Source organism: Bacillota bacterium (genome assembly GCA_040757205.1).
Classification (GTDB): Bacteria; Bacillota; Desulfotomaculia; order Desulfotomaculales; family Desulforudaceae; genus Desulforudis.
The window spans coordinates 15,630-41,256 of sequence record JBFLXL010000009.1 but is presented as its reverse complement, the minus strand read 5'-3'; the positions used below and the strand labels follow the sequence as shown (position 1 = coordinate 41,256).

Here is a 25,627-nt window from a genome sequence, read left to right as displayed (position 1 = left end):
CGTGGAGGGTGCAAGCTTGGAATTAGCGGTTTTGTTGGTTTTTGGGTTGGCCTTGAGCCTCGACGGCTTTGCTGCCGGTTTGGCCTACGGCTTGCGCCGGATCAGAGTCCCGATCGCGTCGATGGTCATTATCAGCCTGACTTCGGGTTTGACGATCAGCCTGTCTTTGTTCCTGGGGCACCTGGCGGCTCGGGGAATCCCTCCGGATGCAGCCCGGTTCCTGGGGGGGGCGCTCCTGATCTTGCTTGGGTTCTGGATCTTGCTCCAGGCCCTGCGCAGTTCCACCCGGAGGACGCTAAGCATCCGGATTCCCCAGTTGGGTATGGTTATCCAGGTACTCCTGGAGCCGCTGGATGCCGACATGGACGGTTCCGGATGCATTTCCGCCCGGGAAGCGGTGGTGCTGGGAATGGCCCTGGCTCTGGACGCTTTTGCCGCTGGTTTCGCCATCGCTTTGTCGGGGCTCGCTTCCGTATTTGTGCCCTTGTTCGTGGTGGTCGGGTTGTTCACGCTGCTGCACCTGGGCATGGTACTCGGAGAGCGTTCCGCCCACCTCCTGAGCTACAAGGTCAGTCTCCTGCCGGGCTGCCTGCTCATCGTCCTGGGCGTCCTGCGCACCGTGGCCTAGGTTTGGCCGCGCCCGGCCATCAATGATACGATGGGACACAAGCGGCCAAAAAAGGTAAATATACTTTGGCTTCGGAGAACGGAATGGTGCTCTGTGAAGATTATCGGACTCACCGGTGACGCCGGCAGCGGCAAGAGTACGGTGGCCCGGATCCTGGCGGAACTGGGCGCGGTCGTGCTGGACGCCGACCGGATCGCCCGCCGGTTGACCGAGCCGGGAACGCCCGTGCTCCGAGAGATCGCCCGGGTATTCGGCCGGGACCTTTTAAAGCCTGACGGCACCCTGGACAGGCCCCGTCTGGCGGCCCGCGTGTTCACTGACCCCGGAGAGCGCGAGGTTTTGAACCGGATCATCCATCCTCCGGTTCTGGAAGTTCTGGAGCGTGAGATCGCCGCGGCCCGTGAAGGCGGCTCCGGGGTGCTGGTGGCTGAGGTGCCGCTTCTCTTCGAAACCGGAATGGAAAAGCTGGTTGACGAGGTCTGGCTGACCGTGGCCGATCCGGACGTCAAGCTGAAGCGTCTCCAGGCCCGCGGGCTTTCCTCCGAGACGGCCGCCGGGATCCTCGCCGCTCAGATGCCTCAGGAAATAAAAAGCAGACACGCCCACCGGATAATCGACACTAATGGGTCCTTGACAAGGACCAGGCAACAGGTTATAAAGTACTGGACCAAGATCAAGCCGGAGTGATCAGTATTGAAGAAACTTGGGTGTTTGCTCGTCATCCTGCTCATAATCCTGGCCTTCAATGCTGAACGCATCGGGCGTCACTTCTATCCCTTCCCCCACCAGGAACTGGTATTTCACTACTCCCAACTGCAGCGCCTCGACCCCTACTTCGTGGCCGCCGTGATCAAAACCGAGAGCAACTTCCGGCCGACGGCGGAGTCCCCCAAAGGGGCCCTGGGCTTGATGCAGATCATGCCTGAAACAGGGAACTGGATCGCCGAACAGCTCGGCGCGGAGGAGTTCGAACCCGAGGCCTTGAACGACGTCGAAACCAACCTGATGTTCGGCACTTGGTACTTGGCGTACCTTAACGAAGAGTTCGGCCGGAACCCCATCCTGGTTTTGGCCGCATACAACGCGGGGCGCGGCAACGTCCGGACATGGCTTGGCGAGGACCGCTGGACGGGGGAAGCAGGTAACCTGGAACAGATCCCCTTCCCGGAAACCCGACGGTTCGTGAGAAAGGTCCTGCTCCACTACCGCATCTACAACTTCCTTTACCGATAGGGATCAGACTAAAGGTTTGATCCCAGGGTGGCGGCACAGCGGGGGCAGATTTCGGGATGTTCCGGATCGAACCCGATTTCGCCGTAGGTCCAGCAGCGCACGCACTTGGTGCCGGGGGCGCGGCGCACGGCCACCAAAAGCCCCGGTACGGTTCCGGAGACGGCCCCCTCTCCCGTCTGCACCGCCGGCAGCACTCGCACCGATGAAGTGACAAAAACAACCGGTAGTTGGGCTTGGTTTTCCCTGAGAAATCCAAGCAGCTCCGGCTCCGCACAGAGCACTACTTCCGCCTCGAGCGCGTCCCGGATCAGCTTCTCCTGGCGCGCGCTCTCCAGCACCCGGAGCACGTCCTGGCGCACCGCCAGGAGCCGCTCCCAACGCCGTTCCAGTTCATCGTCCATGTATTCGGGGTTTGGTTCGGGCATCTCCAAGAGCTGTACGCTGGGCGGTTTCTTGCCGTTGGCCGGGAAATGCCTCCAAACCTCCTCGGTGGTGTAGGCCAGCACCGGCACCAGCAGCCGGACCAAGGAGTCGAGCACGCCGTAGAGCACAGTCTGCGCCCCCCGGCGGCTGACCGACGCGGCCGGTTCACAGTACAGCCGGTCCTTGATCACGTTCAGGTAGAAGGCGCTCAAGTCGGTGACGCAGTAATTGTATAATGTGTGGTAGACCTGGTGAAACTCGTATTCCCGGTAGGCCCGCAGCACCCGGTCCATTACCCGGTGCAACTTCAGGAGGGCGTACCGGTCAAGTTCGGTCAGTTCCGCGTAGGCTGCCGTGTCCCTTTCGGGATCGAAGTCCTGCAGGTTGCCCAGCAAAAAACGAAAAGTGTTCCGGATTTTTCGGTAGGCCTCGGACATTTGTTTCAGGATACCGGGTGAGACCGCCAGATCTCCCCGGTAGTCTGCCGAGCAAACCCACAGCCGCAGGATGTCGGCGCCTAGTTCCTTGAGGACTTCCATCGGCTCGACAACGTTACCCAGCGACTTGGACATCTTCCGTCCCTGTTCGTCGACCACGAAGCCGTGGGTGAGCACGGCCCGGTACGGCGGCTCGCCGGTGACGGCCACCGCCGTGGTGAGCGAGGAATTGAACCAGCCCCGGTGTTGGTCGCTTCCCTCCAGATACATGTCCGCCGGCCAATGCAGTTCCGGCCAGTAGTCGGGCTGGGTGAGCACCGCCCAGTGACTGGACCCCGAGTCAAACCACACATCCATAGTGTCCAGTTCCTTCGTATATTCTCCCCGGCCTTCGCAATGCGGACAGGCCAAGCCGGGCGGCACCAGTTCCGCGGCTTCCCGGGCATACCATACGTCGGAACCGTATTGTGCGAAAAGCCCTTTTAGATGACCGATTGTTTCGTCCGTGATCACGGCCCGGCCGCAATCACCGCAGTAGAAAATAGGGATGGGCACGCCCCAGAGGCGCTGCCGGGAAATACACCAGTCGCCGCGGCCGGCGACCATCCCGTAAATCCGGTCCCGGCCCCAGGCCGGAATCCAATCCACCCGGTCGACAGCTTCCAAAAGGTGCCTGCGGAAACCGTCGATGGAAGCAAACCACTGCTCGGTGGCGCGGTAAAACACCGGGCGCTTGCACCGCCAGCAGTGCGGGTACTGGTGCCGCGTCCGCGAATGCCTCACCAGCGCCCCGCGTGTCTCGAGCTCTCGCACCACCACCGGGTTGGCGTCAAGGTAGAAGATGCCGTCCAGCAGGTTCCCGGCCTCGGCCGTGAAACAGCCCTTGCCGTTGATCGGCGAAATGACGGGCAGGTGGTAGCGTTGACCGAGCGCAAAGTCTTCCTCGCCGTGCCCGGGCGCGATGTGCACACAGCCGGTGCCCTGCTCCAGGGTCACGTAATCGCCCAGCACCACCACCGAATCGCGCTCGACGAAGGGGTGCCGGCAGACTACCCCCTCCAGCTCCGCCCCGCGGAACTCCCGTTCGACTTCGGCCCCGGGGTCGCCCAGCACCTGCCGGAAACCGTCGGCCAGGTCCCGGGCCACCAGATAAGCCCGGCCCCCGCTAAAAAGGAGCACATACATAAACTCCGGGTGCACGCAGATGGCGACGTTGGACGGGATGGTCCAGGGCGTCGTGGTCCAAATCACGATGGCCGCGCCTTGATCCGGCACGAGTCCCCGGCCGTCAACCACCGGAAAAGCGGCGTGGATGGACGGAGACTCTTTTTCCGCGTATTCCACTTCAGCCTCGGCCAGCGCGGTCTCGCAGTCCGCGCACCAGTATACCGACTTCAACCCCTTGTAGATGTAGCCCCGCTTGGCCATCTCGCCGAAAACCTCAATCTGGCGGGTTTCGAAATGGGGTTGCAGGGTCAGGTAGGGGTTTTTCCATTCCCCGCGCACTCCCAGCCGCGTAAACTCGGCGCGCTGGATGTCCACGAATTTCAGGGCGTATTCCCGGCACTTCCGCCGGAACTCAACGGGGCCAAGCTCGCTCCTTTTGATTTTGAGCTGTTTGATGGCCTGCTGTTCGATGGGCAGTCCGTGGGTGTCCCACCCCGGCACGTACGGCGCACTGTAGCCGTCCATTGATTTGAACTTGACCACCATATCTTTCAGGATTTTGTTGAGCGAAGTGCCCAGGTGGATGTGTCCGTTGGCATACGGGGGGCCGTCGTGCAGAATGAACTTCGGCCGCCCGGCATTTTTGGCCTGCACCAGTTGGTAGATGTCGATTTCGTCCCAGAACCGCCCGATTTCCGGTTCCCGCTGCGGCAGATTGGCGCGCATCGGGAATTCGGTTGTCGGGAGGTTCAGGGTTTTGCTGTAATCCATTCGCGCTTCAAACCCCCAGGTTTACGGTTCGCAACTTAGGATTTGCCGCCGGCTATCGGCTTCAACTGCCGGGTTTCTGGCTGGGGTTCGGTTCCCCCCACGTCAGGCTCGGCCCCTGCGGTACCAGGCTCAACCCCCCTGCTCTCTTCCGAAATCACCGGCTTCATCTCCCGGGCCACTCCGTGTTCCTGGTCATCAAGCAGTTCGAGTTGGGTCTCCAAAAAAGACCGGAACTGATCCCGAAAAGCCTTTACTTGTTTTTTCATTTGCCGGTACTCCTGAAGAAGCTCGTCCACCTGACGTTGGGCCGCTTCCAGAGACTGTTCGGCCTGCCGGTGAGCCTGTAGCGTGATTTCTTCCGCCTTTCGCCGGGATTCCTCAAGAAGCAACTCGGCCTTCTGCGCCGCCTCGTGGCGAATCGCTTCGGCCGCCGTCCGGGCCTCGCTCCGGATGACATCCGCTTCTTTCTGCACGTTTTCCCTCAGTTCCTGGGCGTTTTTCTGGGCAAACACCAGAGTCTGCTGCAACGCGTTTTCTATCTCCCGGTAGTTGGAGACGTTCTGCTCCGCCCGTTCCACGGCATCCTTGAGTTCTTCGTTTTCCTTGAGCAGCGTTTCGATAGCGGCCGCCACCCGGTCCAGGAAGTTGTCCACTTCCTGGTCGTCATAGCCCCGGAAACAGCGCCGGAACTCTTTCTTTTTGATTTCCAGCGGCGTGACCATCGTGCACCTCCCCCTAAATCAGAAGCGTTATGATAACCGACCGGATCAGGTGCAAGACCAGCAGCGCCACAATGGGGGAAATATCAATCATCCCGAGCGGCGGGATGACGCGCCGGAAGATGTTCAGATAGGGATCCGTCAATTCGTACACGAACCGGACCACCGGGTTGTATGGATTGTGCGGGATCCAGGAAAGCAAAATCCGGCCGATGATCAGTAAGGAATAGACGCTGAAAGCCGTACTGACTACGTCGACTATAAGGCTCATGATCCACCCCGCTTATTAATCTCCCGGGCTCTTTCGGTAGCCTCCTGCACCGCCCGTTGCAGCGCCGCCCGCACGCCCCCCACTTCCAGCGCAAACAGACCGGCCGCCGTTGTGCCGCCCGGGGTAACAACCATGTCTTTCAACCGTCCCGCGTGTTCACCCGTCTCCAGTGCCATCTTCGCCGCCCCGTACATGGTCTGGGCCGCCAACATAGCGCTGACGTTACGCGGCAGGCCCATTCTTACCGCCCCGTCGGCCAAGGACTCCAGAACCAGGAACATGTATGCCGGGCCGCTGCCGCTCAAACCGGTTACGGCATCCAGCAACCGTTCCTCAACCTGGACCGCCAGGCCCACCGCCTCCAGTACGGTTCGGGCCCGGGCCTCGTCGCGGGAACCGGCGTAACGCCCAAGACAGTAGGCACTCGCCGCCGCGCCCACCAAGGCCGGCGTGTTCGGCATCACCCGGATCACCGGGAAACCTTCGCCTAAGCTTTCTTCAATATATTCCAGACTCACCCCGGCCGCGATACTGATCACCGTCTGCGACGGCCGCAATCCGGACCTGATCTCGGCGGCCACGTCACCGACAACATGCGGTTTCACGGCCAGGATCAGCACCTCGCCGAATTCCACCAGCCGCTGGTTTTCCGCCACGGTCCCAATCCCGGTTTCCCGTTCCAGATACTCCCGCCGCGGCCCGTACACCTCGCTGACCATCAGTTCTGCCGGAGAATGCGTGCCGGCCGCTAAGAGGCCCCGCACCAAGGCTTCCCCCATGGCCCCGCCGCCGGCAATGCCGACTTTGAAACGCTCTACGGTCAAGTTACTACACCCCTGTTACTTGATCCAGGGGAAAATCCCCCGTTCCGGCGCCTGGGTTTTGCCTTCGATGTCCACGTTGTTGGGCACGAACAGAAAGATGCCCCCGCCCACCTTCTGCTGGGCTCCGTTCAACGCCAAAGTGGCACCGCTCACAAAGTCCACGATCCGCCGGGCGATGTCGGTGTCCACGCGTTCCAGGTTTACGATCACGGGGCGCCGGTTTTTCAAGTGCTCGGCGATTTCCTGGGCCTCGTCGAACAACTTGGGCTCCACCACCACCACTCGTGTCTGCCGCTGCGCGTGGAGATTTACCACGGTGGCCTTCTTCTTGGGGTCCGGGCTCTCCCGCGGCACCCGCTCCTCCTGCACCTGTTCCGGCCCTTCATCCTCAAAACCCATGAAATTCAGGACCCGGTCCACCAGTTTTCTTCTTCCCACCGTCAGCCCTCCCTTAATGTGCATTTTCGGGGGCCGAAAACGGCCGTGCCCACGCGGACCAGATTCGCTCCCTCCTCCACCGCGACTTCGAAGTCGCCGCTCATTCCCATTGAAAGGTAACGTCCCTTGAAGCCGGGCACATCCGCAAGACTGTCAAAAAGCCGTTTCACGGCCCGGAAATAGGGACGCGTCTGTTCCGGGTCTTCCACAAACGGCGCGATAACCATAATTCCTTCGACATCCAGGCCGCCCAGTCCTGCCACCCGGCTGACAAAATCACCCACTTCGGCGGCCCCAACCCCGAGTTTCCCTTCGTCCGCCCCCGCTCTCACCTGGACCAGCACCCGGAACGGGCGCCCTTGCCCCCGGGCCCGGCGGTCCAGTTCCTCCGCCAGCGACCAGCGATCCAAACTGTGGATCAGTTCCACCCGGCCCACCAGGTACTTGACCTTGTTGCGCTGCAGATGACCGATGAAGTGCCACCGCGCTCCCGGCAGTTCAGGGTACTTCCCGGCCAGTTCCTGCACCCGGCTCTCTCCAAAGACCTGTACGCCCGCCTCCAAGGCCTTCCTGATCTGTTCCGGGCCGACGTCTTTAGAAACGGCCACCAGCCCGACGGTCTCCGGGTCACGCCCGGCGCGCCCGGCCGCTGCGGCGAGCCGCCGGCGAACCTGTTCCAGGTTGTGAACCACATCTATCGTTTGCACGCCTGTCCCGCCCCCGATCGTGTACCAGCTTAACAGCCGGGCCGATTTCAGGAGTATCTTAAACACAAGGCAAATTACCGGTACTTGTTTGGGGCATGCTATTCTACGCCCCGGCGGCAACTCCTGCGAAGAAAAAGAGCCCTGGCGCGGGCTCTTTCTAGTTCAGCTCTTTCCATTCTCCAGTAACCAGGTAGATAACTTCCTCGCCGATGTTCGTCGCCCGGTCCGCCAGGCGCTCCAAGGAGCGGGCAACCATAAGGAGGTACACCACGCAGGGAATGGTGTGGGGGTTTTCTTCCATGTAGGTGATCAGGTCCTGGAAGGTCAGGTTGTAGATCTCGTCCACGTCGTCGTCCATAAGGCACATCTGCCGGGCCTTTTCCACGTCACCGTGCACGTAGGCGTCCAAGCCGTCCTTGACCATGCGCTGGACAAGCTGCGCCATCCGGGGGATCTTCTCCAGCGGCTTGGCGGGCATCCGCCCGCAAACGCACATCGCCGCCCGGGCGATATCCTCGGCGTGGTCGCCCATCCGCTCCAGATTGATCAGGATCTTGATGCCGGTGACAATCACCCTCAGGTCCCGGGCCATCGGCTGCTGGGTGGCGATCAGCCGGATGCACCGGTTTTCGGTTTCGTATCTCATCCGGTCGATAGCATCGTCCCCGGTGATGACGTCTCTCGCGATCAGCGGGTCCTGTTTCAAGAGCGCCTCGAGAGCGTTGAAAATGCTCTGCTCGACCAGACTGGCCATCCGCAGGATGTCATGCTTCAAATCGTTCAATTCCGTGTCAAAAGCGCGCCGATTGGACAATGGGACCACCCCTGGCTCGATAAACTAATCGGTTAAATGTAATAAGCATTAATGTATCATATGCGTATTGAAAGGGCAAGAACCACTTGACTAGCCGAAACGCCCGGTAATGTAGTCTTCCGTCCGTTTGTCGGTCGGTTTGGTGAACAGGGTGTCTGTGGCTCCCGATTCCACTACTTCTCCGTTCAGGAAGAAAGCGGTAATGTCCGACACCCGGGCCGCCTGTTGCATGTTGTGCGTGACGATGATGATCGTGTAGTCCTTTTTCAGTTCCTGAAGCAACTCCTCGATCTTGAGCGTCGAGATCGGGTCCAGGGCGGAGCTGGGTTCGTCCATCAGGAGCACGTCGGGCCCCACCGCCAGCAGCCGGGCGATGCACAGCCGTTGCTGCTGCCCGCCCGAAAGCCCCAACGCCGAGCGGAACAGGCGGTCACGGACCTCCTCCCAGAGGGCCGCGTCCCGCAGGCTGCGCTCCACGATCTCGTCAAGCCGCTGCTTGTTCTTCAAACCGTGAATCCGCGGCCCGTAGGCAACGTTGTCGTACACCGACATCGGAAAGGGGTTGGGCCGCTGGAACACCATCCCGACCCGCTTGCGGAGTTGTACCACGTCAACCTCCGGTCCCACGATGTTCTGACCGTCGAGCAACACCTCTCCCGACACCCGCACCCCTTCAATCAAATCGTTCATCCGGTTCAAGACCCGCAAAAACGTGCTCTTGCCGCAGCCGGAAGGCCCGATGAGCGCGGTGATCCGCCGCTCCGGAACGTCCATGTTGATGTCGGTCAGAGCTTGGAAATCCCCATAGTGTAAATTGAGGTCCCGGATTGCGATCTTATTCTCCATCCGTCTTTCGTCCTCCTAGGTTTTGCCGAAAAGGCACAATGGCGCCGGCGCGAACCACCTGCCCGGTCAGAGCCCGATTCTCCCCCGATCCAGCCTAACACGCCATTATTAGTCCGGTGTTAAAGCAATGTTAAGGAAAAGTTAAGGCCGAAGCTCGATACCGGTACTAGGACGGCAAAAACAAAGAAAAGGTCGTGCCCTGGCCGGGCTTGCTCGTCACCCGTATTTTGCCGCCGTGACCCTCGACGGTGTGTTTGACGATCGCCAGCCCCAGGCCGGTGCCGCCCTGGGTGCGGGCCTTGTCCGCCCGGAAGAAGCGCTCGAAGATCCGGGGCAGGTTTTCCGGCGCGATCCCGGCGCCGGTATCCGAGACTTCCACTTCCACTCCGCCCTCGGCCGCCGCGGCCCGGATCGTAATCCCGCCTTTTTCGGTGAACTTTACGGCGTTGTCCAAAAGGTTGTTGAACACCTGGGCCAAGAGGTCCTCGTCCCCGGTCACCGGAGGCAACCCTTCGGGGAGTTCCACCCGCAGCGCCAGTCCTTTTTGCCGGGCCCGGGAGGCGAATGTATCCACCGCCCGTTGCACGACCGCAGGCAATTCCACCGGCAAACGGCCGAACATATTCCGCCGCTCCTCAATGGTGGCCAGTTTCAGCAGGTCGTCCACCAATTCGGTCAGCCGGTCGGTTTCCTCCTGAATAATGCCCAAGAAACGGTGCGCCGTTTCCGGCTCATTCACCGCGCCGTCCCTCAGGGCCTCGATGAACCCCCGGATGGACGTCAGCGGCGTGCGCAACTCGTGTGAAGCGTTGGCCACGAATTCGGTGCGCATTTCTTCCAGCCGGCGGCGCTCGGTGATGTCCCGGAAAAGGGCGACCACGCCGCCCTGAGGACCGCGGAGCGGGGTCAAGTGCACCCGAAAGATGCGCGGCTCCGGGGTCAGAATCCGCAGTTCCTGCTTCAAAGGCCGGCCCGTCTCCAGCGCCTGGCGGAAGAGCCGGTCCAGTTCGTAGTCCCGCACCACCTCGAGCACCGTCCGGCCGAGGCTCGCTTCCTCGTTCAGGCCGAAAGCTTCTTCAACCACCGGGTTGATCAGGATTACCCGCGTCTCCCGGCCGACGGCGATCACTCCGTCCGCCATACTGTCCAGAATGGCCTGGATCCGGTTTTTCTCGTCGGTCACCAGGCTCAGCGTGCCCCGCAAGCGCTGGGCCATCTGGTTGAAACTCTGCGCCAGCTTGCCGACTTCGTCGCCCTCGTATACCCGGATGGTTTTGTTGAGGTCACCCTCCGCAATCTTCTCGGCGGTCTCGGCCACCCTGGAGAGCGGCTGGCTGATAAACCGGGGGGCCAGGACGGCCATCGCCGCCGTGGCCAGGAGCCCCAGCGCCATCGCCGCTCCCGTACCGAGAAGGCCCGCGGCGGAAAGCGCCCATAAGGAGATGATCACCATCGCCAACAGCAGCAGGCTGAAAACCACCTGGTTCTGCATCCGTCTCATCCGCTCAACTCCCGGAAACGGTAGCCGACTCCGCGCACCGTTTCAATGTACTGGGGGCTTCCAGGCAGCCGCTGCAGTTTTTGGCGCACGTGACGCACATGCACGTCCACGGTCCGGGAATCCCCCGCATAGTCATAGCCCCAGACCTTCTGGAGCAGCAAATCCCGGGAGAAAACCCGGCCCGGACTCGCGGCCAACACCCACAACAACTCAAATTCGGTGGGCGTCAGTCGCTCCCGCGTTCCCGCCGCCTCAACCGCCAGACGTTCCGCGTCGATTACCAGGTCGCCCGACCGGACCATCTTGCGCCCCTCTTGCACCGGGACGTGACGACGCAGCCGCGCCTTGACCCGGGCGACCAGTTCCCGCACGCTGAACGGCTTGGCGATATAATCGTCGGCGCCCAGTTCCAGGCCGAGCACGCGGTCCAACTCCTGGCCCCTCGCGCTCAGGATGATCACCGGAATGTCCCGGGTGCGCTCGTCCTGGCGCATCAGCCGGCAAATGGTCAGCCCGTCCAGACCGGGCAGCATGACATCCAGCACCACCAGGTCGATCCGCTGCGCGTGGACCATCTCCAACGCCCGGTCGCCGTCGTGGGCCTCCAGCACCTGAAAGCCATCTTTCTCCAGGGCGTACCGCACCAGTTCGACAATGTGTTTGTCGTCCTCGACCACCAAAACCCTTGCCATTGACCAATCACTCCAGGGCCATTACTGCGGCCATCCGGCCGGTTATCCCCCGGGAGGCCCGGTGGGAAAAGAACTCTTCGGGGTGGCACGAAGTACACCACGGAGCAGTATCGATATGCTCGCTCCACACGCCGGCCGCCTCCAGAATCCGCCTGTTGAGCAACGCCAGGTCGAGCCGCCCGCCTTCCCCGGGGTGGCAGCGGACCTCCGCCGCGGGGCCGAATTGCCGGGCGAACATCTGGGCCACCTCCGGACCCACCGTATAGCAGCAGGCCCCGATCGACGGGCCGATTCCAACCAGCATTCTTTCGGGTGAAGCGCCGAAATGCTCCCGCATCAGGCTGACGGCCCGGGCGGCGATCCGGCCCAGAGTCCCCCGCCAGCCGGCGTGCACCAGGGCGATCGCCGGCCGTACCGGGTCGAAAAAGAAGAGGGGCACACAGTCACCATAAAAAGTGACGAGCGGCACTCCGGGGACATCGGTGGCCAGGCCGTCGACTCCGGGCACCGCCCCACCCGGGTCAAAAGCCCCCCGGCCCCGGTCGTCCGGCCCCACCACCGCCATCGCCGTTCCGTGCACCTGGGCGCAAGCCACCAAGTCCCGGTGGTTCAACCCGAGCGCCGCACAGAAAGAGGCCCGGTTGCTGAGGACCGCTTGCGGGTCGTCGCCCACGTGCAGTCCCAAGTTCAACGTACTGTGGGGGCCCCGGCTCCAGCCTCCCCGCCGGTTGCTGAAAGCGGCCCGAACGCCGTCCCCCCGCGCAAACCCGGGCGTATAGTATACCAGCCCGCCGGCTTCTTCTGCTCGAAAACCGGAACTAGCCCTCCCCGCGTCCATTTCCGCCCCCCGCATTGCCGTGCAGATCCACATCCAGGGCCACCAGCTTCTCTAAGATGCGGTTATACGCTTCTGGTTCGGAATGTGTTTTGAGATACGCTTCCGTCCGGGCACGCAGGCCGGAAAATACCTGCCAAAGCCTTTCCTCCACCGTCCGCCCCGGACCAAGAATGACTGTTTCCTGCCACCCGGGCCGGTAGGCCTCAAACCCGGCGGCCCCGAGCAATTCCCGCAACGCTGCGGCGGCGACGGCCTCCCCGTGTACCAGGAAGATCCGGCGTGGTCGTACCCGGAAATTGGCTACCCACTCCAAAAGCATCTTCTGGTCGGCGTGGGATGAGAAACCGTTGACATTCACAATGTCGGCCTTGACCACGATGTCCTCGCCAAAGAGCCTCACCCTCTTCGCCCCCTCCACCAGGTACCGGCCCAGAGTGTCCTCGGCCTGGTAACCCACAAACAAGACGGTGGATTCGGGACGCCAGAGGTTGTGTTTCAAGTGGTGCCTGATCCGGCCGCCGTCACACATGCCGCTGCCGGCGATGATCACGTTCGGGCCGGGCGACTCGTTCAGCGCCCGGGACTCCTCCACCGTTCGGGCCAGTTTCAGATGCGGCGTGCCCAGGGGATCGATACCGCCGGCCGCGAGGCTTGTCGTTTCGTCGTCGAAGCATTCGGGGTGGCGGCCGAAAACCCGGGTAATCGCCACCGCCAGGGGACTGTCCAGCCAGACGCTCACCGGCGGCAGTTCCCCGTTCCGGTCCAAGGCGAAGACGTAATAGATCAAGTCCTGGGTGCGTTCCACGGCGAAGGCGGGGATCAGCAGGTTGCCGCCCTTGTGGTAGGTGTCCCAAATCGCCTTCTTCAGGGCTTCCCGGCCGGCCTCCGGGCTGGGGAGGTACATCCGCGCCCCGTAGGTGGACTCCAGGACCAGGTAGTCGGCATCCAACACATTGGTTGGGTTTCGGACAAAGGGCCGGTCCTGGTTCCCCAGGTCACCGGAAAAAACCAGCTTGGTTTCCCCTGCCGGTCCGGCGACGCGGACCTCGATCAGGGCGCTGCCCAGGATGTGGCCGGCATCGCGGTAACAGCACTCCACCCCGTCCGCCAGAGTGATCTGCCGGTCATAATCGACCGGGGTGAAGTACTCGAGGCACCGGTAGGCGTCGTCCTCAGTGTACATCGGCGTGAGCTGGGGCTGCCCCGATCGCTTGGCCTTACGGTTTTTTAAGGCCACCTCCGATTCCTGGATGGAGCCGCTGTCCGGCAACAGCACGCGGCACAGTTCCACGGTACATCCGGTGGCCAGAATGCGGCCGCGGAAACCGTGCTTGACGAGCTTCGGCAATAGGCCGCTGTGGTCGATATGGGCGTGGGTCAACAGCACCAGGTTGATGCTCTCCGGAGCGAAGGGGAACGGTTCGTAGTTTCTTTTCCGGATTTCCTTGCGGCCCTGAAACAACCCGCAGTCCACCAGGAGCCGGAGTTTGCCCGTGTCCAGCAGGAAACAGGATCCGGTCACCGTGTCGGTGGCACCGTAGAAAGTCAGACGCAAGGCGAAGCGCCTCCCTGCTGTTTCAATGACTGACTAGATTATAGCCGCTAATCTCCAAGGACGGCAACCGGATTGCGCAGAAAGCAGCTGAAAACTCGAGGGAGGTAAACACAAGGAGGCTGGTGAACACTAAAGAAGCGTTTTCTTGTCACCGCCGGAATCTTCGAACTTGCCGGTGAGCGTGAAGCGGACCCATAAACCGGGTAACAACGGAGTTCGGAAAAAGAGACGGACTCGGACCCTCCGCCCTTGACAGCCGCAGGGCGTCAGGCTTAAGCTAGGGACGAAAGGAGCGGTCTATTGTGCCGGTATACGAGTTCAGATGTCCTTGGTGCCAGCGGAAATTCGAGAGGCTTTGCCGCCTCGGTGAAAACGGAGCGCACCTTGCCTGTCCGGAGTGCAACACCTCCGGCGTGGTACGAATCGTTTCCGGGTTCAGTTCGCCGGGTACGGAGGGCGGAAAGGGCGATGCCTGTGGGCCCTGCACCAAATCCAGTTGTGCCGGCTGCCGTTGACCCTGTCGATCAAAAGGCGAAAGCCCCGGTCAATACTCCGGCTATCTGCGCGCCGGAAAGCGTTCAACGTAGTCAGGCACCTCTACCAAAATTACGTCCACTCCGATTTTAACGATCTTTTCCCAAGGGACCATGATTTCGTCGTCGCGCCCAAAAAAACCGAGCACCCTTGATGAGCCGGCCAGGATGAGCGCGCTGATCCGGCCGTTGTCGAGATCGATGTCGATATCCTTGATCAACCCCATGCGCCGGCCGTCGATCACATTCACAATTTCACGCATCCGGAGGTCGGACACCTTCAGCATCTGGATCACCCCGTTAATTATATGTACGCCGCACCTTCCGGAAGAACCAAAACCGCCCCGGGGTGAGAGGTGAGAGGTGGGAAGTGAGAAGTGGGAAGTGAGAAGTGGGAGGTTTAAAGGAATTCGGCATGCGGATTTCCGGCCCCTTATCCCACCTCCAACTTCCCACTTCCCACATCCCAGACCTGGCTGCGGCCCACTACCTAGATCCGTTCCTCCTTGTCTTTGCCGTTTAAGTGTCCGGCCAGGTTCGCCGCAATGGCCGCGGACCTTTCCCAAAGTTCGGCCGCCCTGAACTTCACCTGCAGCCGACCGGACCCGGCAGCGGGAACGCCATCCGCGGTGCCCGCCCCAAGCGCCTGGGGCTCCGCGTCCACGAAGCACAGCGGCGGGAAGAGCACGCACCACCAGTTGGCGCCGCCGCCGGACCCAAGAGTCACCCGGACGGCCTGGTAATCACCGGCGGCCAGGGTCAGGCTCCCATAGGTCCTGGTCGGGAATGCAAAGGTGCCGTAGCCTACCTCAACCGGATAGTGCTTCCCGGCTTTTTCCACTTCCGCCTGACTGACCTGTTGGATCATAACCAGGCTGTCACCGATAACCTGCCCGGCCTCCCGGGCGTCATGCACCCCGAACACGAGGGGACGCACATTTTCCACCACTGCTTGGCGCACCCGATGCTTCAAAACCTGGTCGGCCTCATCGTCGCTGTGGGGCACGATGTGAATCCGGATCAAGTTGTCCTGGTTGTAGGCCGGTAGGGCCGCCTCCTGCTGCCAGTGCACCGCGGCCCCACCCGCCGCCACTGCTCCCGCCACCAGCACGCCCACCACCAAAAGCTTCGTTTTCCGCATTTCAACCATACCTCACTTTGAGAGTCAAATGTATTTGCGCATATGGCTTAAGGCCGCTTTTTCCAGCCTGGACACCTGCGCCTGGGAGATGCCGATTTCCTCGGCCACCTCCATCTGCGTTTTCCCCTCGAAGAACCGCAGGGTTAGAATGAGTTTTTCCCGCTCGTTCAGCTTGCGGATCGCGTCTCGGATGGCGATGCCCTCCAGCCAGTTGGCATCAGCGTTTTTATCGTCAGAGACCTGGTCCATCACAAAGATCGGATCCCCGCCGTCGTGGTAAATCGGTTCGAAAAGTGAGATCGGTTCTTGAATGGAGTCCAGAGCGAACACGATTTCCTCGCGGGGTATATTCAGTTCCCGGGCGATTTCGCTCACCGACGGCTCGCGCGAAAACCGGTTGGCCAGGTTGTCCCGAACCTGAAGCGCCTTGTACGCTACGTCACGCAAGGAGCGCGAGACCCGGATGGGGTTGTTGTCCCGCAAGTAACGCCTGATTTCGCCGATGATCATCGGCACGGCGTAGGTGGAGAACTTGACGTTCTGGCCCAAGTCGAAGTTGTCAATGGCCTTGATCAGGCCGATACATCCGACTTGGAACAGGTCGTCCACAAACTCACCGCGGTTCGTGAACCTTTGGATCACGCTCAAAACCAGTCTGAGGTTCCCGTTGATGAGTTTGGACCGGGCCGAGGGATCTCCGGCTTGCATCTCCTGGAACAGCTGCCGCATTTCAGCGGCGGTCAAGACGGGGAGCTTGGACGTGTTAACCCCGCAAATCTCCACCTTGTTGACCACAACCCGGCCTCCCTGCGTTATTTGATTGTCCTCATTATTGCCTTGCCCGCAGGCGTTTATACCCGCACCACGGCCGGCCCACCGGGCGGGAGCCGGAAAAACTTATGCCCCGGCCGGCACCGGAGCAAGGTTTGGTTGACTGATTGGCGGGCTTTGTGGTTTCCTACCCGAAACGGTAGATCTCTTTCTTGAGGCGGTTGATGATTCGTTTTTCGAGGCGCGAAATGTAGGATTGGGAGATGCCCAACAGGTCGGCCACTTCTTTCTGCGTCTTTTCTTCCCCATTGTTCAAGCCGAAGCGCAGTTCCATGATCCTGCGCTCCCGGTGGGTCAGTTTTTGGAGGGCCAGGCGGAGCAGCTTGTGATCAACCTCCATCTCCAGGTCTTTATAGATAATGTCGGAGTCGGTGCCCAACACGTCCGAAAGCAAGAGTTCGTTGCCGTCCCAGTCTATGTTCAACGGCTCCTCGAAAGAGATTTCACCGCGGACCCTGCTGTTGCGCCGCAGGTACATCAAGATTTCATTTTCAATGCACCGTGAAGCATAGGTGGCCAACTTGATCCGCTTACGAGGATCGAAGGTGTTCACCGCCTTGATCAGGCCGATGGTTCCGATGGACACCAGATCCTCAATCCCTACACCAGTGCTTTCAAACTTGCGCGCGATATAGACTACCAGGCGCAGGTTGCGTTCGATCAGGGTGCTGCGCACCCCGTGGTCGCCGGCCTCCAGACGGTTGATTAATCCCGTCTCCTCGTCCAGGGTGAGCGGCGGCGGCAGGGTTTCGCTACTGCCGACATAATGCCCCTCGGGATGATAGCCGACACTCCGCAGGAGCCTAACCGCCAGTAGCCGCAGGTAAAGCCTGATCTGCCAGGCTTGACGCACACTTATCCCCCCTTGTCAGAATCCGGCCGCCTTCTCTAAAAGGCGCGGATTGACGAGCGCCCGGTAGGTGGCTTCGGGACACAGCTGACGGTGGTATACCCCGATCACTACCTTGCGCACCCGGATGTTTTCCGAGCCGTACCGGATTTCAACCTCATCCGGCCGAAACCCCAGCAATAGCCCGCTGCTGCGCCCCAGGGACTGAAAGGGGATTACCCTGAACCTGCCGGCCCATCGGCTTTCGCCCAGACTCTTCAGCACGCGGACGAGATCCGGTTCCTCCCCGGTCTCGAAGGTCGAGTGGACTTCGGGCGGCAACAATTCCCGCACGGCGTTGAATTCCACCACCACCACCGGGTGATTGGTCAGCGGATCGGAGAGTTGGTTGCCGGTGTCGAGCAGGGCGTTGACCGAAAGGCTTCTTCCGTGGGTACGGATCCGTACCGGGATGTGAAACAGCCCTTTCAATCGCCGCCGCCTCAAGAATGTACCCCCGCTGCGCCCTACCAGCCACATCACCGCCAGAGCGGCCGTCACGGCCGGCCAGAAGTAGCCCCGCGGCACATCCAGGAAGCCGGCCACGCCAGCCGACTCGCCGCCGCCGAAGAAATAGGTGAGTCCGAACACCAACCCGCCCAGCCCAAAAGACGCCAGATAGAAAATCGCGAAACACGCCCCGAACTTGCGGACCGGCTGCGGGTAAAAAGCGGTGGCCAGCATCAGCAGAGAAACGCCGACCTTGGCCGGTATTCCCGTCAACCAGGCCGGCGCCGGCAAAAACACTAACAGGACATAGGCAGCGCCGAGCGCGGCGGCGCCCAGAAGCCGCCGGAAGGTAGCGGGAACCAGGGCCACCCGGGCGGTAAACCAAAGGATGGTGAAGTTCATGAGCACGTTGCCCAGGAAGAACTCGTCCAGATACACGGTGTACGTCACGCAAAGCCCCACCTCGCCCCCAATCCCTACCACTTTATATGACTTGAACCAGAGATTATGCCAAAAACAAAACCCCGGTTCCTATTATAGCAACCGGGGTTGGAAAAACCTGTAAAAAGGTAGCCGGGTGTCCGGTTTTTTTATCGACGGTATCGGCTATTCTGTTTCCTCTACCGTCTCCGCAGAAACTCGGGAATATCGAGGTCGTCATGACTGGTAAACGGGCGCAGCTCATCTTCGGGTGCCGCAGCGGCGGCCTGGCGCGCCGCCTCCAATTCGAAACCGGTGGCGATCACCGTCACCCGGACCTCGTCATTCATCGCTTCGTCAATGACGGCCCCAAAGATGATGTTCGCCTCCGGATCCACCGCCTGGGCAATGATCTCGGCTGCTTCGTTGACCTCAAACAGCCCGAGCGAACTGCCGCCGGTGATGTTCAAAAGAACGCCGCGCGCTCCGTCCACCGAGGTTTCCAGGAGCGGGCTGGAAATCGCCATCCGGGCCGCTTCCGCCGCCCGGTTGTCGCCGGCCGCCGTGCCAATGCCCATCAAGGCCGAACCCGTCTCCTTCATGATCGTCTTTACGTCGGCGAAGTCCAGGTTGATGAGTCCCGGCACCGCAATCAGGTCGGAAATCCCTTGGACCCCTTGTCTCAAAACGTCGTCGGCGATACGGAAAGCCTCGATGATGGACGTGTTCTTTTCGATCACCTGCAGGAGCTTGTCGTTCGGAATGGTGATCAGGGTGTCCACTCGGGTCCTCAGGTTCTCAATCCCCGAGTCGGCCTGCTGATAGCGCTTACGCCCCTCGAAGGTGAACGGGCGGGTCACCACGCCCACCGTGAGCGCTCCCAAATCCCGGGCCACCTCGGCCACAATGGGCGCCCCGCCGGTGCCGGTGCCCCCGCCCATGCCGGCGGTGACAAACACCATGTCCGCCCCCTTCAAACCCTGGACCAACTCGTTCCGGCTTTCCTCGGCCGCTTTCTGCCCAACCTCGGGGTTGCCCCCCGCGCCGAGGCCTTTGGTGAGCTTGGTCCCGATTTGGATTTTATAGCTGCACAGGGATACCGCCAGTGCTTGCGCATCGGTGTTGATGGCGATGAACTCCACGCCTTTCAGCCCTGCGCTGATCATCCGGTTCACGGCGTTGTTGCCGCCCCCGCCGACACCCACCACCTTGATATTGGCAAAACTGCTGGCTTCCAACTCCAGATCTATCACCCGGCTCCCCCTTTCGCACGCGCGGCGTACGGCTCTAGTATTCAACACCCAGGCGAACATTCCCTTTAGCCGGCCTCATTTTTTCTGCCAACGACGTAGCGGCGGATGATGCCCAGGTTTTGAAACAACCGTACGCCGAAGGCAACCACCGCGGCGATGTATATGTCCACTCCGAGCCGGTCTCCGATAAATACCAGCAGCGCGGCCATCAAGGCGTTACCGGCGAAACCGGACAAGAACACGAGGTTGTCGAACTTCTCTTCCAAAGCGGCCCTGATTCCGCCGAACACCGAGTCCAGCGCGGCCAGGATGGCGATTCCCAGGTATTTGGCGTATGCCGGCGGCAGGAACGCGGGAATGCTCATCCCGATTCCGAACCCGATGACCAAGCCGATCACTGCCAGCCAGACGCTAACCCACACGCGACTACACTCCTTCCCTCAGCGGCCGGGCGTATTCCGGGCGGGGGCGGCCCTGGTACGCCGGCAGCACCAGTTCAGTTCTGGTTTCAATGACCACGTTGATGCCCCACTGCCGCAGGGTCTCGGCCAGCCCCCCGGGAAACTCCAACGCCTTGACCAGGTCGTCGGGGTTGCCGATCGCCTGAATCCGGTAGGGGGCCGATACGCGTTCCAGGTTGACGTTGATGAACGGCCCGGCCTGCCGGATTTCACTCGAGGCGGTCAGCCGCTGGTCATTGACCGCGATCGCCTCCGCTCCGGCCGCCCGGAGTTCATTTACCACGCGCAGGAGGTCTTCGTCACGCACGGCGAACAAAAACCCGTCCGGCCGGTCAATGCCCGGCACGTTATGCAGGATAAGCTCCACACCGGGCCCAGCCACCCTGGTGAGACCGGCCAGAACCATGTGTTTTTCAATTTCGGCCCGCAAAGCGAACTCGGCCTGCTCAATGCCCTGCCGGGCCGTTTCCACCTTGTCGTCCATTTCCCGGACCTCCGCCGCCAGGCTCTCCTTTTCCAGCGCCAATTCCTTAAGTTCGGCGGTCAGGATGCGGCCCCGGTCGTGCGGAGGCAGGGGCGGCTCCGGAAGCTCCAGCAGCCGCACTTGAAATCCCACTAAGAGGCCCAGGAGCAGCCCCACCACGGCAATGGAAAAGTACCGGGGGTGCACAGCCTTAAGAACCCCCTTCCTGAGAAAGCGGCCGCGCGTAGTTGAAGGTGGTCGGCCCGGTATACGCCGGTATGCCGGCCTCCGCCACCCGGCGCACCGTGACCTGGATGCCCCAGTACTTCAGGGTGTCCATTACACCGTCCCGCATTTCAAGCGCCGCAATCATAGTGTCCTGATTCCCGATCGCCGTAATCACGTATGGAGGGGTCAGCCGTTTGGTCTTGTTTACCCGGACGGCCGGACCGATGCACATCACCTCACTGGTGGCCACGATCCGTTCCCCGTTGATCGCCAGCGCTTCCGCCCCGGCGGCGCGCAACTCGTTCAACACCCGCACCAGATCCTCATCGTGCAAAACATAAAGGTTCGGATTCTGCCCGATTTGCGAAGGCAGACTGCTGTCACTCAAAACCACTTCGATTCCCGGTCCGGTCACCGACGACATGCCGGACTGGATACGCACCGTTTCCAGTTCGTTACGCAGGCGCCCGTGCCGCGCCTCCCCGGCCACCTGGTCCAACTCGTTCCGGAGTTCGCTGTTCCGGACGCGCAACGCGTCCCGCTCCGCACGGGCCGCCTTCACCTCCTGAGCCAACTGTTCAATTCGTTGGACGGTGGTGGTAGCAACCCTGTCCTGCTGCGCCCTGAACTGAGTGGACAGCATCAGGCCGAGTACAAGGCCGACGACAACCAGGACCCAGTGAAACTTACTCCTCAACACCGCCGCCACCTCCGGCATACTTCACCACGGTCTTGTCGGGCTCCGAAAGGTCGATATACTCCACCTTGCGGCCGTCATCCCGGACCAGCGTCAGCACCTCCGCCAACAGCACGCCCTTTTGTTCCAGACGCTCAAGCCGGCCCAGGCGGATTTCGATTCCATCAATAGTATAAAGGATCAGCCGGAGATCCTCTCCGAACCAGACCTCGGAAAGCCCGGCCACCACTTCCTCCGGCAGTCTCTCTACGGCTTCCAGGGTTCGCGGCAAGTTGGGGTTTTTGATCCCAACACCGGTGATTACAGGCAAATCATCCCAGCCCTTCCTCTTTTTGCGCACCGGAACCCCTTCCACGTCCACCTCCCAGAATTCCCCCTGAATACTCAAGAGGGCCACCGGCACTCTTTCGGCCACCACAATGCGGACCGCCGAAGGGAACTCCCGGACCAGCCGGGCCTCCCGAACAGCGGGGAGTGCTTCGAGGCGGTCCCGGGCCTCCCCTGTTTGCGCCCGGAAGATGTTGGTTCCGGGAACCAGCCCGCTGGCGGCGATAATCTCTTCGGCCTGCAGCCAAAGGTTGCCCTCCACGGTAATAGTGTCAATCTCAAACAACGGCGAACCAACGAGGATAAACCCCGCCACAAGGATGACAATCGAAAACAGGATGGTTTCCCACCAGTTGAGCCTCGGTCCGGGCACGTCCAATCCCCCTGAATGATACGTAATTATAACTCCGGCACCGGGACTTGTCCAAATCCAAACCAACAAGGGGCGGGCTATGCCCGCGCCCTTATGATCTCTGCTCCCAGATTGCGGAATTTTTCTTCCAATCTCTCGTAACCCCGGTCAATATGCTCGGCCCGCCCGACCACGGTAGTGTTTTCGGCGCCTAGTCCGGCTAGGACGAGAGCCGCGCCCGCCCGCAGGTCGGAGGCCTCCACGAGCGCTCCGCTCAAGTTCCTCTTGCCTTTGATGATCGCCGTGTTGCCTTCCACCCGGATGTCCGCCCCCAGGCGCCTCAGCTCGGGAACGTGCTTAAAACGGTTCTCGAAAATGGTTTCGGTCACTGTGGATGTTCCCTCAGCCAGACTCAGCAAGGCCACGAACTGGGGCTGCATGTCGGTGGGGAAGCCCGGGTAAGGCAGCGTCCTGACGTCTATAGCTTTGGGCCGTTCCGGGCCGCGGATGTGGACGGCGTTTCCGGCCGCTTCCAATTCAGCCCCGGTCTCCCGGAGTTTGGCCAGAACCGGTTCCAGGTGGTCCGGGATGATGTTCTCCACCGTCACCTCACCTCCGGTGACGGCGGCCGCCATCAAGTAGGTGCCGGCTTCGATCCGGTCGGGGATCACCGTGTGCCGGCAGGGATTGAGACTTTCCACTCCTTCGATGCGGATTACGCCGGTCCCCGCCCCGCTGATCCTCGCACCCATCCGGTTCAAATAATCCTGCAAATCGGCGATTTCCGGCTCCCGGGCCGCGTTCCGGATGGTGGTACGGCCGCGGGCCAGGGTGGCGGCCATCATGATGTTCTCCGTAGCGCCGACGCTGGGAACGTCGAGATAGATGTCGGCGCCCGCAAGCCCTGCGGCTTCGGCCCGGATAAAACCCGCCCGGTCCTCGATTCGTGCCCCCAGAGCGCGCATCCCCCGCAGGTGCAGGTCCATCGGCCGCGAACCGATATCACACCCCCCGGGCTGAGAAATGAGAACGGAGCCAAACCGCCCGAGGAGCGGGCCGAGTACAAGGTTGGAGGCCCGCATTTTACGCATTAAATCCTCGCCGATTTCCCGGGGCGCCACGTTGCGGTTGTCAATCCGGAGGCAGTGGTCCTCCCGGTTGATGCGGGCCCCGAGGTACTTCAAAAGCTCAACCATCACCCCCACGTCTTGCAGCTTCGGTACGTTTTTGATGAAAGACTCTCCCCCGCACAAGAGGCTGGCCCCCAGAATCGGGAGTACGGCATTTTTCGCGCCGCTGACCGCAATGTTCCCCTTAAGGCGGTTTCCCCCCTTGATGATAATGCGCTCCATACGTCACCCCGCCTTAGAAATCGCCCATCAGTTTCACCTCTAGTCCCAATTCAATCCCGAATCTATCACCTACCAACTGGCGTATTTGCCTGATCAACTCCAGGATATCCCGTGCCGTGGCCCCGCCCGTATTCAGCACGAAATTCGCGTGTTTTCGCGACACCGTGGCGCCCCCCACCCGCAGGCCTTTCCCGCCTGCGGCCTCAATCAGCCGGCCGGCCGAATCGCCCGGCGGATTCTTGAACACGCAACCCGCACTCGGCTGGTCAAGCGGCTGTGTTTCCCGGCGCCGGTTCAGAAAACGCTCGATTTCGCGGCCGATTTCGTTCTTGTCTTTCGGAAAACAACGCAAGGCCACCGCGGTCACGATTTCCGGTCCGGCCTGGATGTTGCTCCACCGGTACCGGAAACCGAGTTGGCTCACCGCCCGCCGCTCAACCGTTCCCGAGCGGTCGACCACCGTGACCTCTTCCACCCGGTCACCCATGCACAACCCGTTGGCGCCCGCGTTCATTACCACCGCTCCGCCCAACGACGCCGGAATCCCAGCCATAAACTCAAGTCCGCCCAGACCTGAAGCTTGCGCCGTCCGGACCAAACGCGAAAGTCTGACTCCACCCTGCGCCAGGATTATGTTCCCGTCGAGCCCCACCCGGTCCATACCGGTACCCATCCGGACCACGACCCCCCGCAAGCCCGCGTCACTTACCAGCAGGTTGGAGCCGTTACCCATCACGGTCAGCGGCAGTCCCCGCTCGGCGGTAAAACGCAGCACGAACCGCAGGTCTTCAACTGCAGCCGGCTCCACGAAAAAATCGGCCGGACCGCCGACGCGCCAGGTAGTGTGGGCCCCCAGCATCTCGCCAGCGCGTACCGAACCCCTGATTCCCGCTTTCAGGCCCAGGTAGACTTCCATTATCTTCCCTCCAGGATCCGGAGCAGCGCCCGCCCGGTCCTCCAAATGTCCCCGGCGCCCAGGGTGATCACCAGATCCCCCTCTCGAACCATCGCCGCCAAGTAGGCCACCAATTGGTCCTGCTCTTCGAACAGCACGGGTCGAACTCCCTGGTGCTTCGGAATCTCGTCTCCGATCAACCGGGCACTGACGCCGGGAATCGGTCTTTCACCGGCCGGGTAAATCTCGGTCAAGCACACCTGATCGGCGGCCGTGAAGGCCTTGCCGAACTCCTTGTGCAAAAACCGGGTGCGCGTATAGCGGTGCGGCTGAAACACAGCGATCAGACGCTTCGGCCCGGTCTGGCGGGCAGCCTCCAGCGTGGCCCTGACTTCCGTAGGGTGGTGGGCGTAGTCGTCAACCACCCGCACTCCCCGGCTTTCCCCCACTAGCTCGAACCGCCGCCGGACTCCCCGGAAGTTCCTGAGTGCCTGGGCAATCTCCGGAAACTCCAATCCTACGTGCCGGCCCACGGCCACCACCGCCAGTGCGTTCAGGAGGTTATGGCGGCCCGGAATGGTCAGCTCAAGACGGCCCAGAAGTTCCCGTCTCCAGTAAACGTCGGTGCCCGAGACCGCGCCGTTCAGGTGAAACCGAGCCGCCCGGCAGTCGGCGTCCGGCGCCGAGCCGTAAGTGATGACCGGAACGGGCAACTCGTGCGCCACCCGGCGCAGAAAGGGATCATCGTAGTTTAAGACCGCCACCCCGTCGCGCGGCACCTTGAAGATGAACTCCCGGAAGGCCTTTCGGATGGCCTCCACCGTGTGGTAGTAGTCCAGGTGATCGTCCTCCACGTTGGTGACGACCACAATGGACGGGTCAAGGAGGAAGAACGAACCGTCACTCTCATCGGCTTCCGCCACCAGGAACTCCCCGCTGCCCGTTTTGGCGTTGCCAAATCCATTCATTTCGCCACCGATGATCACCGTCGGGTCCAATCCCGTCCGCTCCAGCAGGAAGGCCACCAGTGAGGTGGTGGTGGTCTTGCCGTGGGCGCCGGCGACCGCGATCCCTTTCCAGTGGCGCATCAGACGCCCCAACATCTCTGCCCTCGGAACAACGGGCAAGCCCCGTTTGCGCGCCGTCACCAGTTCCGGATTGTCGGGCGGTACGGCGGACGAATACACCACCAGTTCGGCGTCGCCCAGGTGAGACGGTGAATGCCCATAAAACACCCGGGCCCCGCGCATCTGCAACTTGTCGGTGATTTCCGACTTCTTTAGATCCGAACCGCTGACCTTGCACCCCCGGTCCAAAAGGACCATGGCAATGCCACTCATCCCAGCGCCGCCGATACCGACAAAGTGTACGCGTTCGGGTGCTAGAGGCACATAAACTCGCTCCTTCCTCCAAGGCGTCTGTTCTTTGTATACTATGCGCACTCCAGACAGGGTGTTACGTTAGCCTGTCC

General features: G+C 61.5%; 29 protein-coding genes. 4 read left to right on the top strand and 25 right to left on the bottom strand.

The features are described 5' to 3' along the window. The first annotated feature begins 1 nt into the window (after nt 1). From ytaF to AB1402_07740, 3 genes are all read left to right on the top strand, one after another. The gene (ytaF, locus tag AB1402_07750; GenBank protein MEW6541490.1) at nt 2–628 is read left to right on the top strand and encodes a sporulation membrane protein YtaF; all 627 of its coding nucleotides are present in this window, start codon (nt 2–4) and stop codon (nt 626–628) included. A gap of 93 nt (nt 629–721) precedes the next feature. After that, a complete protein-coding gene (coaE, locus tag AB1402_07745; GenBank protein MEW6541489.1) occupies nt 722–1,315 on the top strand; it encodes a dephospho-CoA kinase in 594 nt (197 codons plus the stop codon). 6 nt (nt 1,316–1,321) lie between these two features. Further along, nucleotides 1,322–1,861 carry a lytic transglycosylase domain-containing protein gene (locus AB1402_07740; GenBank protein ID MEW6541488.1) on the top strand — a complete coding sequence of 180 codons (540 nt, stop codon included), beginning with the start codon at nt 1,322–1,324 and terminating at the stop codon, nt 1,859–1,861. A gap of 8 nt (nt 1,862–1,869) precedes the next feature. On the opposite strand, the gene ileS is transcribed toward AB1402_07740, so the two are convergent. The 12 genes from ileS to AB1402_07680 all read right to left on the bottom strand — a co-directional run bounded on the left by ileS (nt 1,870) and on the right by AB1402_07680 (nt 13,864). Continuing rightward, complete coding sequence (ileS, locus tag AB1402_07735) at nt 1,870–4,659, bottom strand: isoleucine--tRNA ligase (protein ID MEW6541487.1); 2,790 nt, start codon at nt 4,657–4,659, stop codon at nt 1,870–1,872. Nucleotides 4,660–4,694: 35 nt separating this feature from the next. Further along, entirely contained in the window at nt 4,695–5,381 is a 687-nt protein-coding gene (locus AB1402_07730; protein MEW6541486.1) for a DivIVA domain-containing protein, read from the bottom strand. Between the two features lie 13 nt (nt 5,382–5,394). Continuing rightward, nucleotides 5,395–5,649, bottom strand: a complete 255-nt coding sequence (locus AB1402_07725) for a YggT family protein (protein ID MEW6541485.1) — start codon at nt 5,647–5,649, stop codon at nt 5,395–5,397. Continuing rightward, nucleotides 5,646–6,473: a pyrroline-5-carboxylate reductase gene (proC, locus tag AB1402_07720; protein MEW6541484.1), complete on the bottom strand. Its 828-nt coding sequence runs from the start codon at nt 6,471–6,473 to the stop codon at nt 5,646–5,648. Before proC ends, AB1402_07725 begins: the two co-directional genes overlap by 4 nt. A 15-nt stretch (nt 6,474–6,488) precedes the next feature. Next, nucleotides 6,489–6,917, bottom strand: a complete 429-nt coding sequence (locus AB1402_07715) for a cell division protein SepF (GenBank protein MEW6541483.1) — start codon at nt 6,915–6,917, stop codon at nt 6,489–6,491. Continuing rightward, nucleotides 6,914–7,618, bottom strand: coding sequence for a YggS family pyridoxal phosphate-dependent enzyme (locus tag AB1402_07710; protein MEW6541482.1), 705 nt, complete (start codon nt 7,616–7,618; stop codon nt 6,914–6,916). Before AB1402_07710 ends, AB1402_07715 begins: the two co-directional genes overlap by 4 nt. A 157-nt stretch (nt 7,619–7,775) precedes the next feature. Continuing rightward, a complete protein-coding gene (phoU, locus tag AB1402_07705) occupies nt 7,776–8,432 on the bottom strand; it encodes a phosphate signaling complex protein PhoU (protein MEW6541481.1) in 657 nt (218 codons plus the stop codon). Between the two features lie 90 nt (nt 8,433–8,522). Next, nucleotides 8,523–9,278 (bottom strand): phosphate ABC transporter ATP-binding protein PstB, encoded by a 756-nt coding sequence (gene pstB / locus AB1402_07700; GenBank protein ID MEW6541480.1) that lies wholly within the window; start codon nt 9,276–9,278, stop codon nt 8,523–8,525. A 166-nt stretch (nt 9,279–9,444) separates the two neighbouring features. Continuing rightward, nucleotides 9,445–10,779 (bottom strand): two-component system histidine kinase PnpS, encoded by a 1,335-nt coding sequence (pnpS, locus tag AB1402_07695; protein MEW6541479.1) that lies wholly within the window; start codon nt 10,777–10,779, stop codon nt 9,445–9,447. Beyond that, the gene (locus tag AB1402_07690) at nt 10,776–11,471 is read right to left on the bottom strand and encodes a response regulator transcription factor (protein MEW6541478.1); all 696 of its coding nucleotides are present in this window, start codon (nt 11,469–11,471) and stop codon (nt 10,776–10,778) included. Before AB1402_07690 ends, pnpS begins: the two co-directional genes overlap by 4 nt. Before the next feature lie 7 nt (nt 11,472–11,478). Then, entirely contained in the window at nt 11,479–12,309 is an 831-nt protein-coding gene (pgeF, locus tag AB1402_07685; protein ID MEW6541477.1) for a peptidoglycan editing factor PgeF, read from the bottom strand. Continuing rightward, entirely contained in the window at nt 12,290–13,864 is a 1,575-nt protein-coding gene (locus AB1402_07680) for an MBL fold metallo-hydrolase (GenBank protein MEW6541476.1), read from the bottom strand. Before AB1402_07680 ends, pgeF begins: the two co-directional genes overlap by 20 nt. Before the next feature lie 302 nt (nt 13,865–14,166). Here AB1402_07680 and AB1402_07675 point away from each other — a divergent pair, with 302 nt between their 5' ends. Continuing rightward, a complete protein-coding gene (locus AB1402_07675) occupies nt 14,167–14,379 on the top strand; it encodes a zinc ribbon domain-containing protein (GenBank protein ID MEW6541475.1) in 213 nt (70 codons plus the stop codon). Between the two features lie 41 nt (nt 14,380–14,420). Here the strand turns inward: AB1402_07675 and AB1402_07670 are convergent, their stop codons facing one another. The 13 genes from AB1402_07670 to murC form a co-directional block, all read right to left on the bottom strand. Then, nucleotides 14,421–14,684: a YlmC/YmxH family sporulation protein gene (locus AB1402_07670; protein ID MEW6541474.1), complete on the bottom strand. Its 264-nt coding sequence runs from the start codon at nt 14,682–14,684 to the stop codon at nt 14,421–14,423. Nucleotides 14,685–14,887: 203 nt separating this feature from the next. Then, the gene (gene spoIIR, locus AB1402_07665) at nt 14,888–15,538 is read right to left on the bottom strand and encodes a stage II sporulation protein R (GenBank protein MEW6541473.1); all 651 of its coding nucleotides are present in this window, start codon (nt 15,536–15,538) and stop codon (nt 14,888–14,890) included. Nucleotides 15,539–15,562: 24 nt separating this feature from the next. Next, nucleotides 15,563–16,333 carry an RNA polymerase sporulation sigma factor SigG gene (sigG, locus tag AB1402_07660; GenBank protein ID MEW6541472.1) on the bottom strand — a complete coding sequence of 257 codons (771 nt, stop codon included), beginning with the start codon at nt 16,331–16,333 and terminating at the stop codon, nt 15,563–15,565. A gap of 163 nt (nt 16,334–16,496) precedes the next feature. Then, complete coding sequence (gene sigE / locus AB1402_07655) at nt 16,497–17,222, bottom strand: RNA polymerase sporulation sigma factor SigE (GenBank protein ID MEW6541471.1); 726 nt, start codon at nt 17,220–17,222, stop codon at nt 16,497–16,499. A gap of 15 nt (nt 17,223–17,237) precedes the next feature. Continuing rightward, nucleotides 17,238–18,158: a sigma-E processing peptidase SpoIIGA gene (spoIIGA, locus tag AB1402_07650; protein ID MEW6541470.1), complete on the bottom strand. Its 921-nt coding sequence runs from the start codon at nt 18,156–18,158 to the stop codon at nt 17,238–17,240. Nucleotides 18,159–18,328: 170 nt separating this feature from the next. Further along, nucleotides 18,329–19,381 (bottom strand): cell division protein FtsZ, encoded by a 1,053-nt coding sequence (gene ftsZ / locus AB1402_07645; GenBank protein MEW6541469.1) that lies wholly within the window; start codon nt 19,379–19,381, stop codon nt 18,329–18,331. Between the two features lie 65 nt (nt 19,382–19,446). Then, entirely contained in the window at nt 19,447–19,803 is a 357-nt protein-coding gene (locus AB1402_07640; protein ID MEW6541468.1) for a small basic family protein, read from the bottom strand. Nucleotides 19,804–19,807: 4 nt separating this feature from the next. Continuing rightward, the gene (locus tag AB1402_07635; GenBank protein MEW6541467.1) at nt 19,808–20,512 is read right to left on the bottom strand and encodes a DUF881 domain-containing protein; all 705 of its coding nucleotides are present in this window, start codon (nt 20,510–20,512) and stop codon (nt 19,808–19,810) included. 4 nt (nt 20,513–20,516) lie between these two features. Further along, complete coding sequence (locus AB1402_07630; GenBank protein ID MEW6541466.1) at nt 20,517–21,233, bottom strand: DUF881 domain-containing protein; 717 nt, start codon at nt 21,231–21,233, stop codon at nt 20,517–20,519. Beyond that, nucleotides 21,220–21,930, bottom strand: a complete 711-nt coding sequence (locus AB1402_07625) for an FtsQ-type POTRA domain-containing protein (protein ID MEW6541465.1) — start codon at nt 21,928–21,930, stop codon at nt 21,220–21,222. Before AB1402_07625 ends, AB1402_07630 begins: the two co-directional genes overlap by 14 nt. Before the next feature lie 77 nt (nt 21,931–22,007). Further along, on the bottom strand, nt 22,008–23,261 hold the full coding sequence (murA, locus tag AB1402_07620; protein ID MEW6541464.1) for a UDP-N-acetylglucosamine 1-carboxyvinyltransferase: 1,254 nt from the start codon (nt 23,259–23,261) through the stop codon (nt 22,008–22,010). 13 nt (nt 23,262–23,274) lie between these two features. Beyond that, nucleotides 23,275–24,177 (bottom strand): UDP-N-acetylmuramate dehydrogenase, encoded by a 903-nt coding sequence (gene murB / locus AB1402_07615; GenBank protein ID MEW6541463.1) that lies wholly within the window; start codon nt 24,175–24,177, stop codon nt 23,275–23,277. Next, entirely contained in the window at nt 24,177–25,547 is a 1,371-nt protein-coding gene (gene murC, locus AB1402_07610) for a UDP-N-acetylmuramate--L-alanine ligase (GenBank protein ID MEW6541462.1), read from the bottom strand. Before murC ends, murB begins: the two co-directional genes overlap by 1 nt. Between the last annotated feature and the right edge of the window lie 80 nt (nt 25,548–25,627).

What these genes read in the sequence shown, in the direction of transcription:
- ileS (MEW6541487.1), bottom strand. Translation starts at nt 4,659, where the DNA reads ATGGATTACAGCAAAACCCTGAACCTCCCGACAACCGAATTCCCGATG.
- AB1402_07730 (MEW6541486.1), bottom strand. Translation starts at nt 5,381, where the DNA reads ATGGTCACGCCGCTGGAAATCAAAAAGAAAGAGTTCCGGCGCTGTTTC.
- AB1402_07725 (MEW6541485.1), bottom strand. Translation starts at nt 5,649, where the DNA reads ATGAGCCTTATAGTCGACGTAGTCAGTACGGCTTTCAGCGTCTATTCC.
- pstB (MEW6541480.1), bottom strand. Translation starts at nt 9,278, where the DNA reads ATGGAGAATAAGATCGCAATCCGGGACCTCAATTTACACTATGGGGAT.
- pnpS (MEW6541479.1), bottom strand. Translation starts at nt 10,779, where the DNA reads ATGAGACGGATGCAGAACCAGGTGGTTTTCAGCCTGCTGCTGTTGGCG.
- AB1402_07690 (MEW6541478.1), bottom strand. Translation starts at nt 11,471, where the DNA reads ATGGCAAGGGTTTTGGTGGTCGAGGACGACAAACACATTGTCGAACTG.
- pgeF (MEW6541477.1), bottom strand. Translation starts at nt 12,309, where the DNA reads ATGGACGCGGGGAGGGCTAGTTCCGGTTTTCGAGCAGAAGAAGCCGGC.
- AB1402_07670 (MEW6541474.1), bottom strand. Translation starts at nt 14,684, where the DNA reads ATGCTGAAGGTGTCCGACCTCCGGATGCGTGAAATTGTGAATGTGATC.
- spoIIR (MEW6541473.1), bottom strand. Translation starts at nt 15,538, where the DNA reads ATGCGGAAAACGAAGCTTTTGGTGGTGGGCGTGCTGGTGGCGGGAGCA.
- murA (MEW6541464.1), bottom strand. Translation starts at nt 23,261, where the DNA reads ATGGAGCGCATTATCATCAAGGGGGGAAACCGCCTTAAGGGGAACATT.
- murB (MEW6541463.1), bottom strand. Translation starts at nt 24,177, where the DNA reads ATGGAAGTCTACCTGGGCCTGAAAGCGGGAATCAGGGGTTCGGTACGC.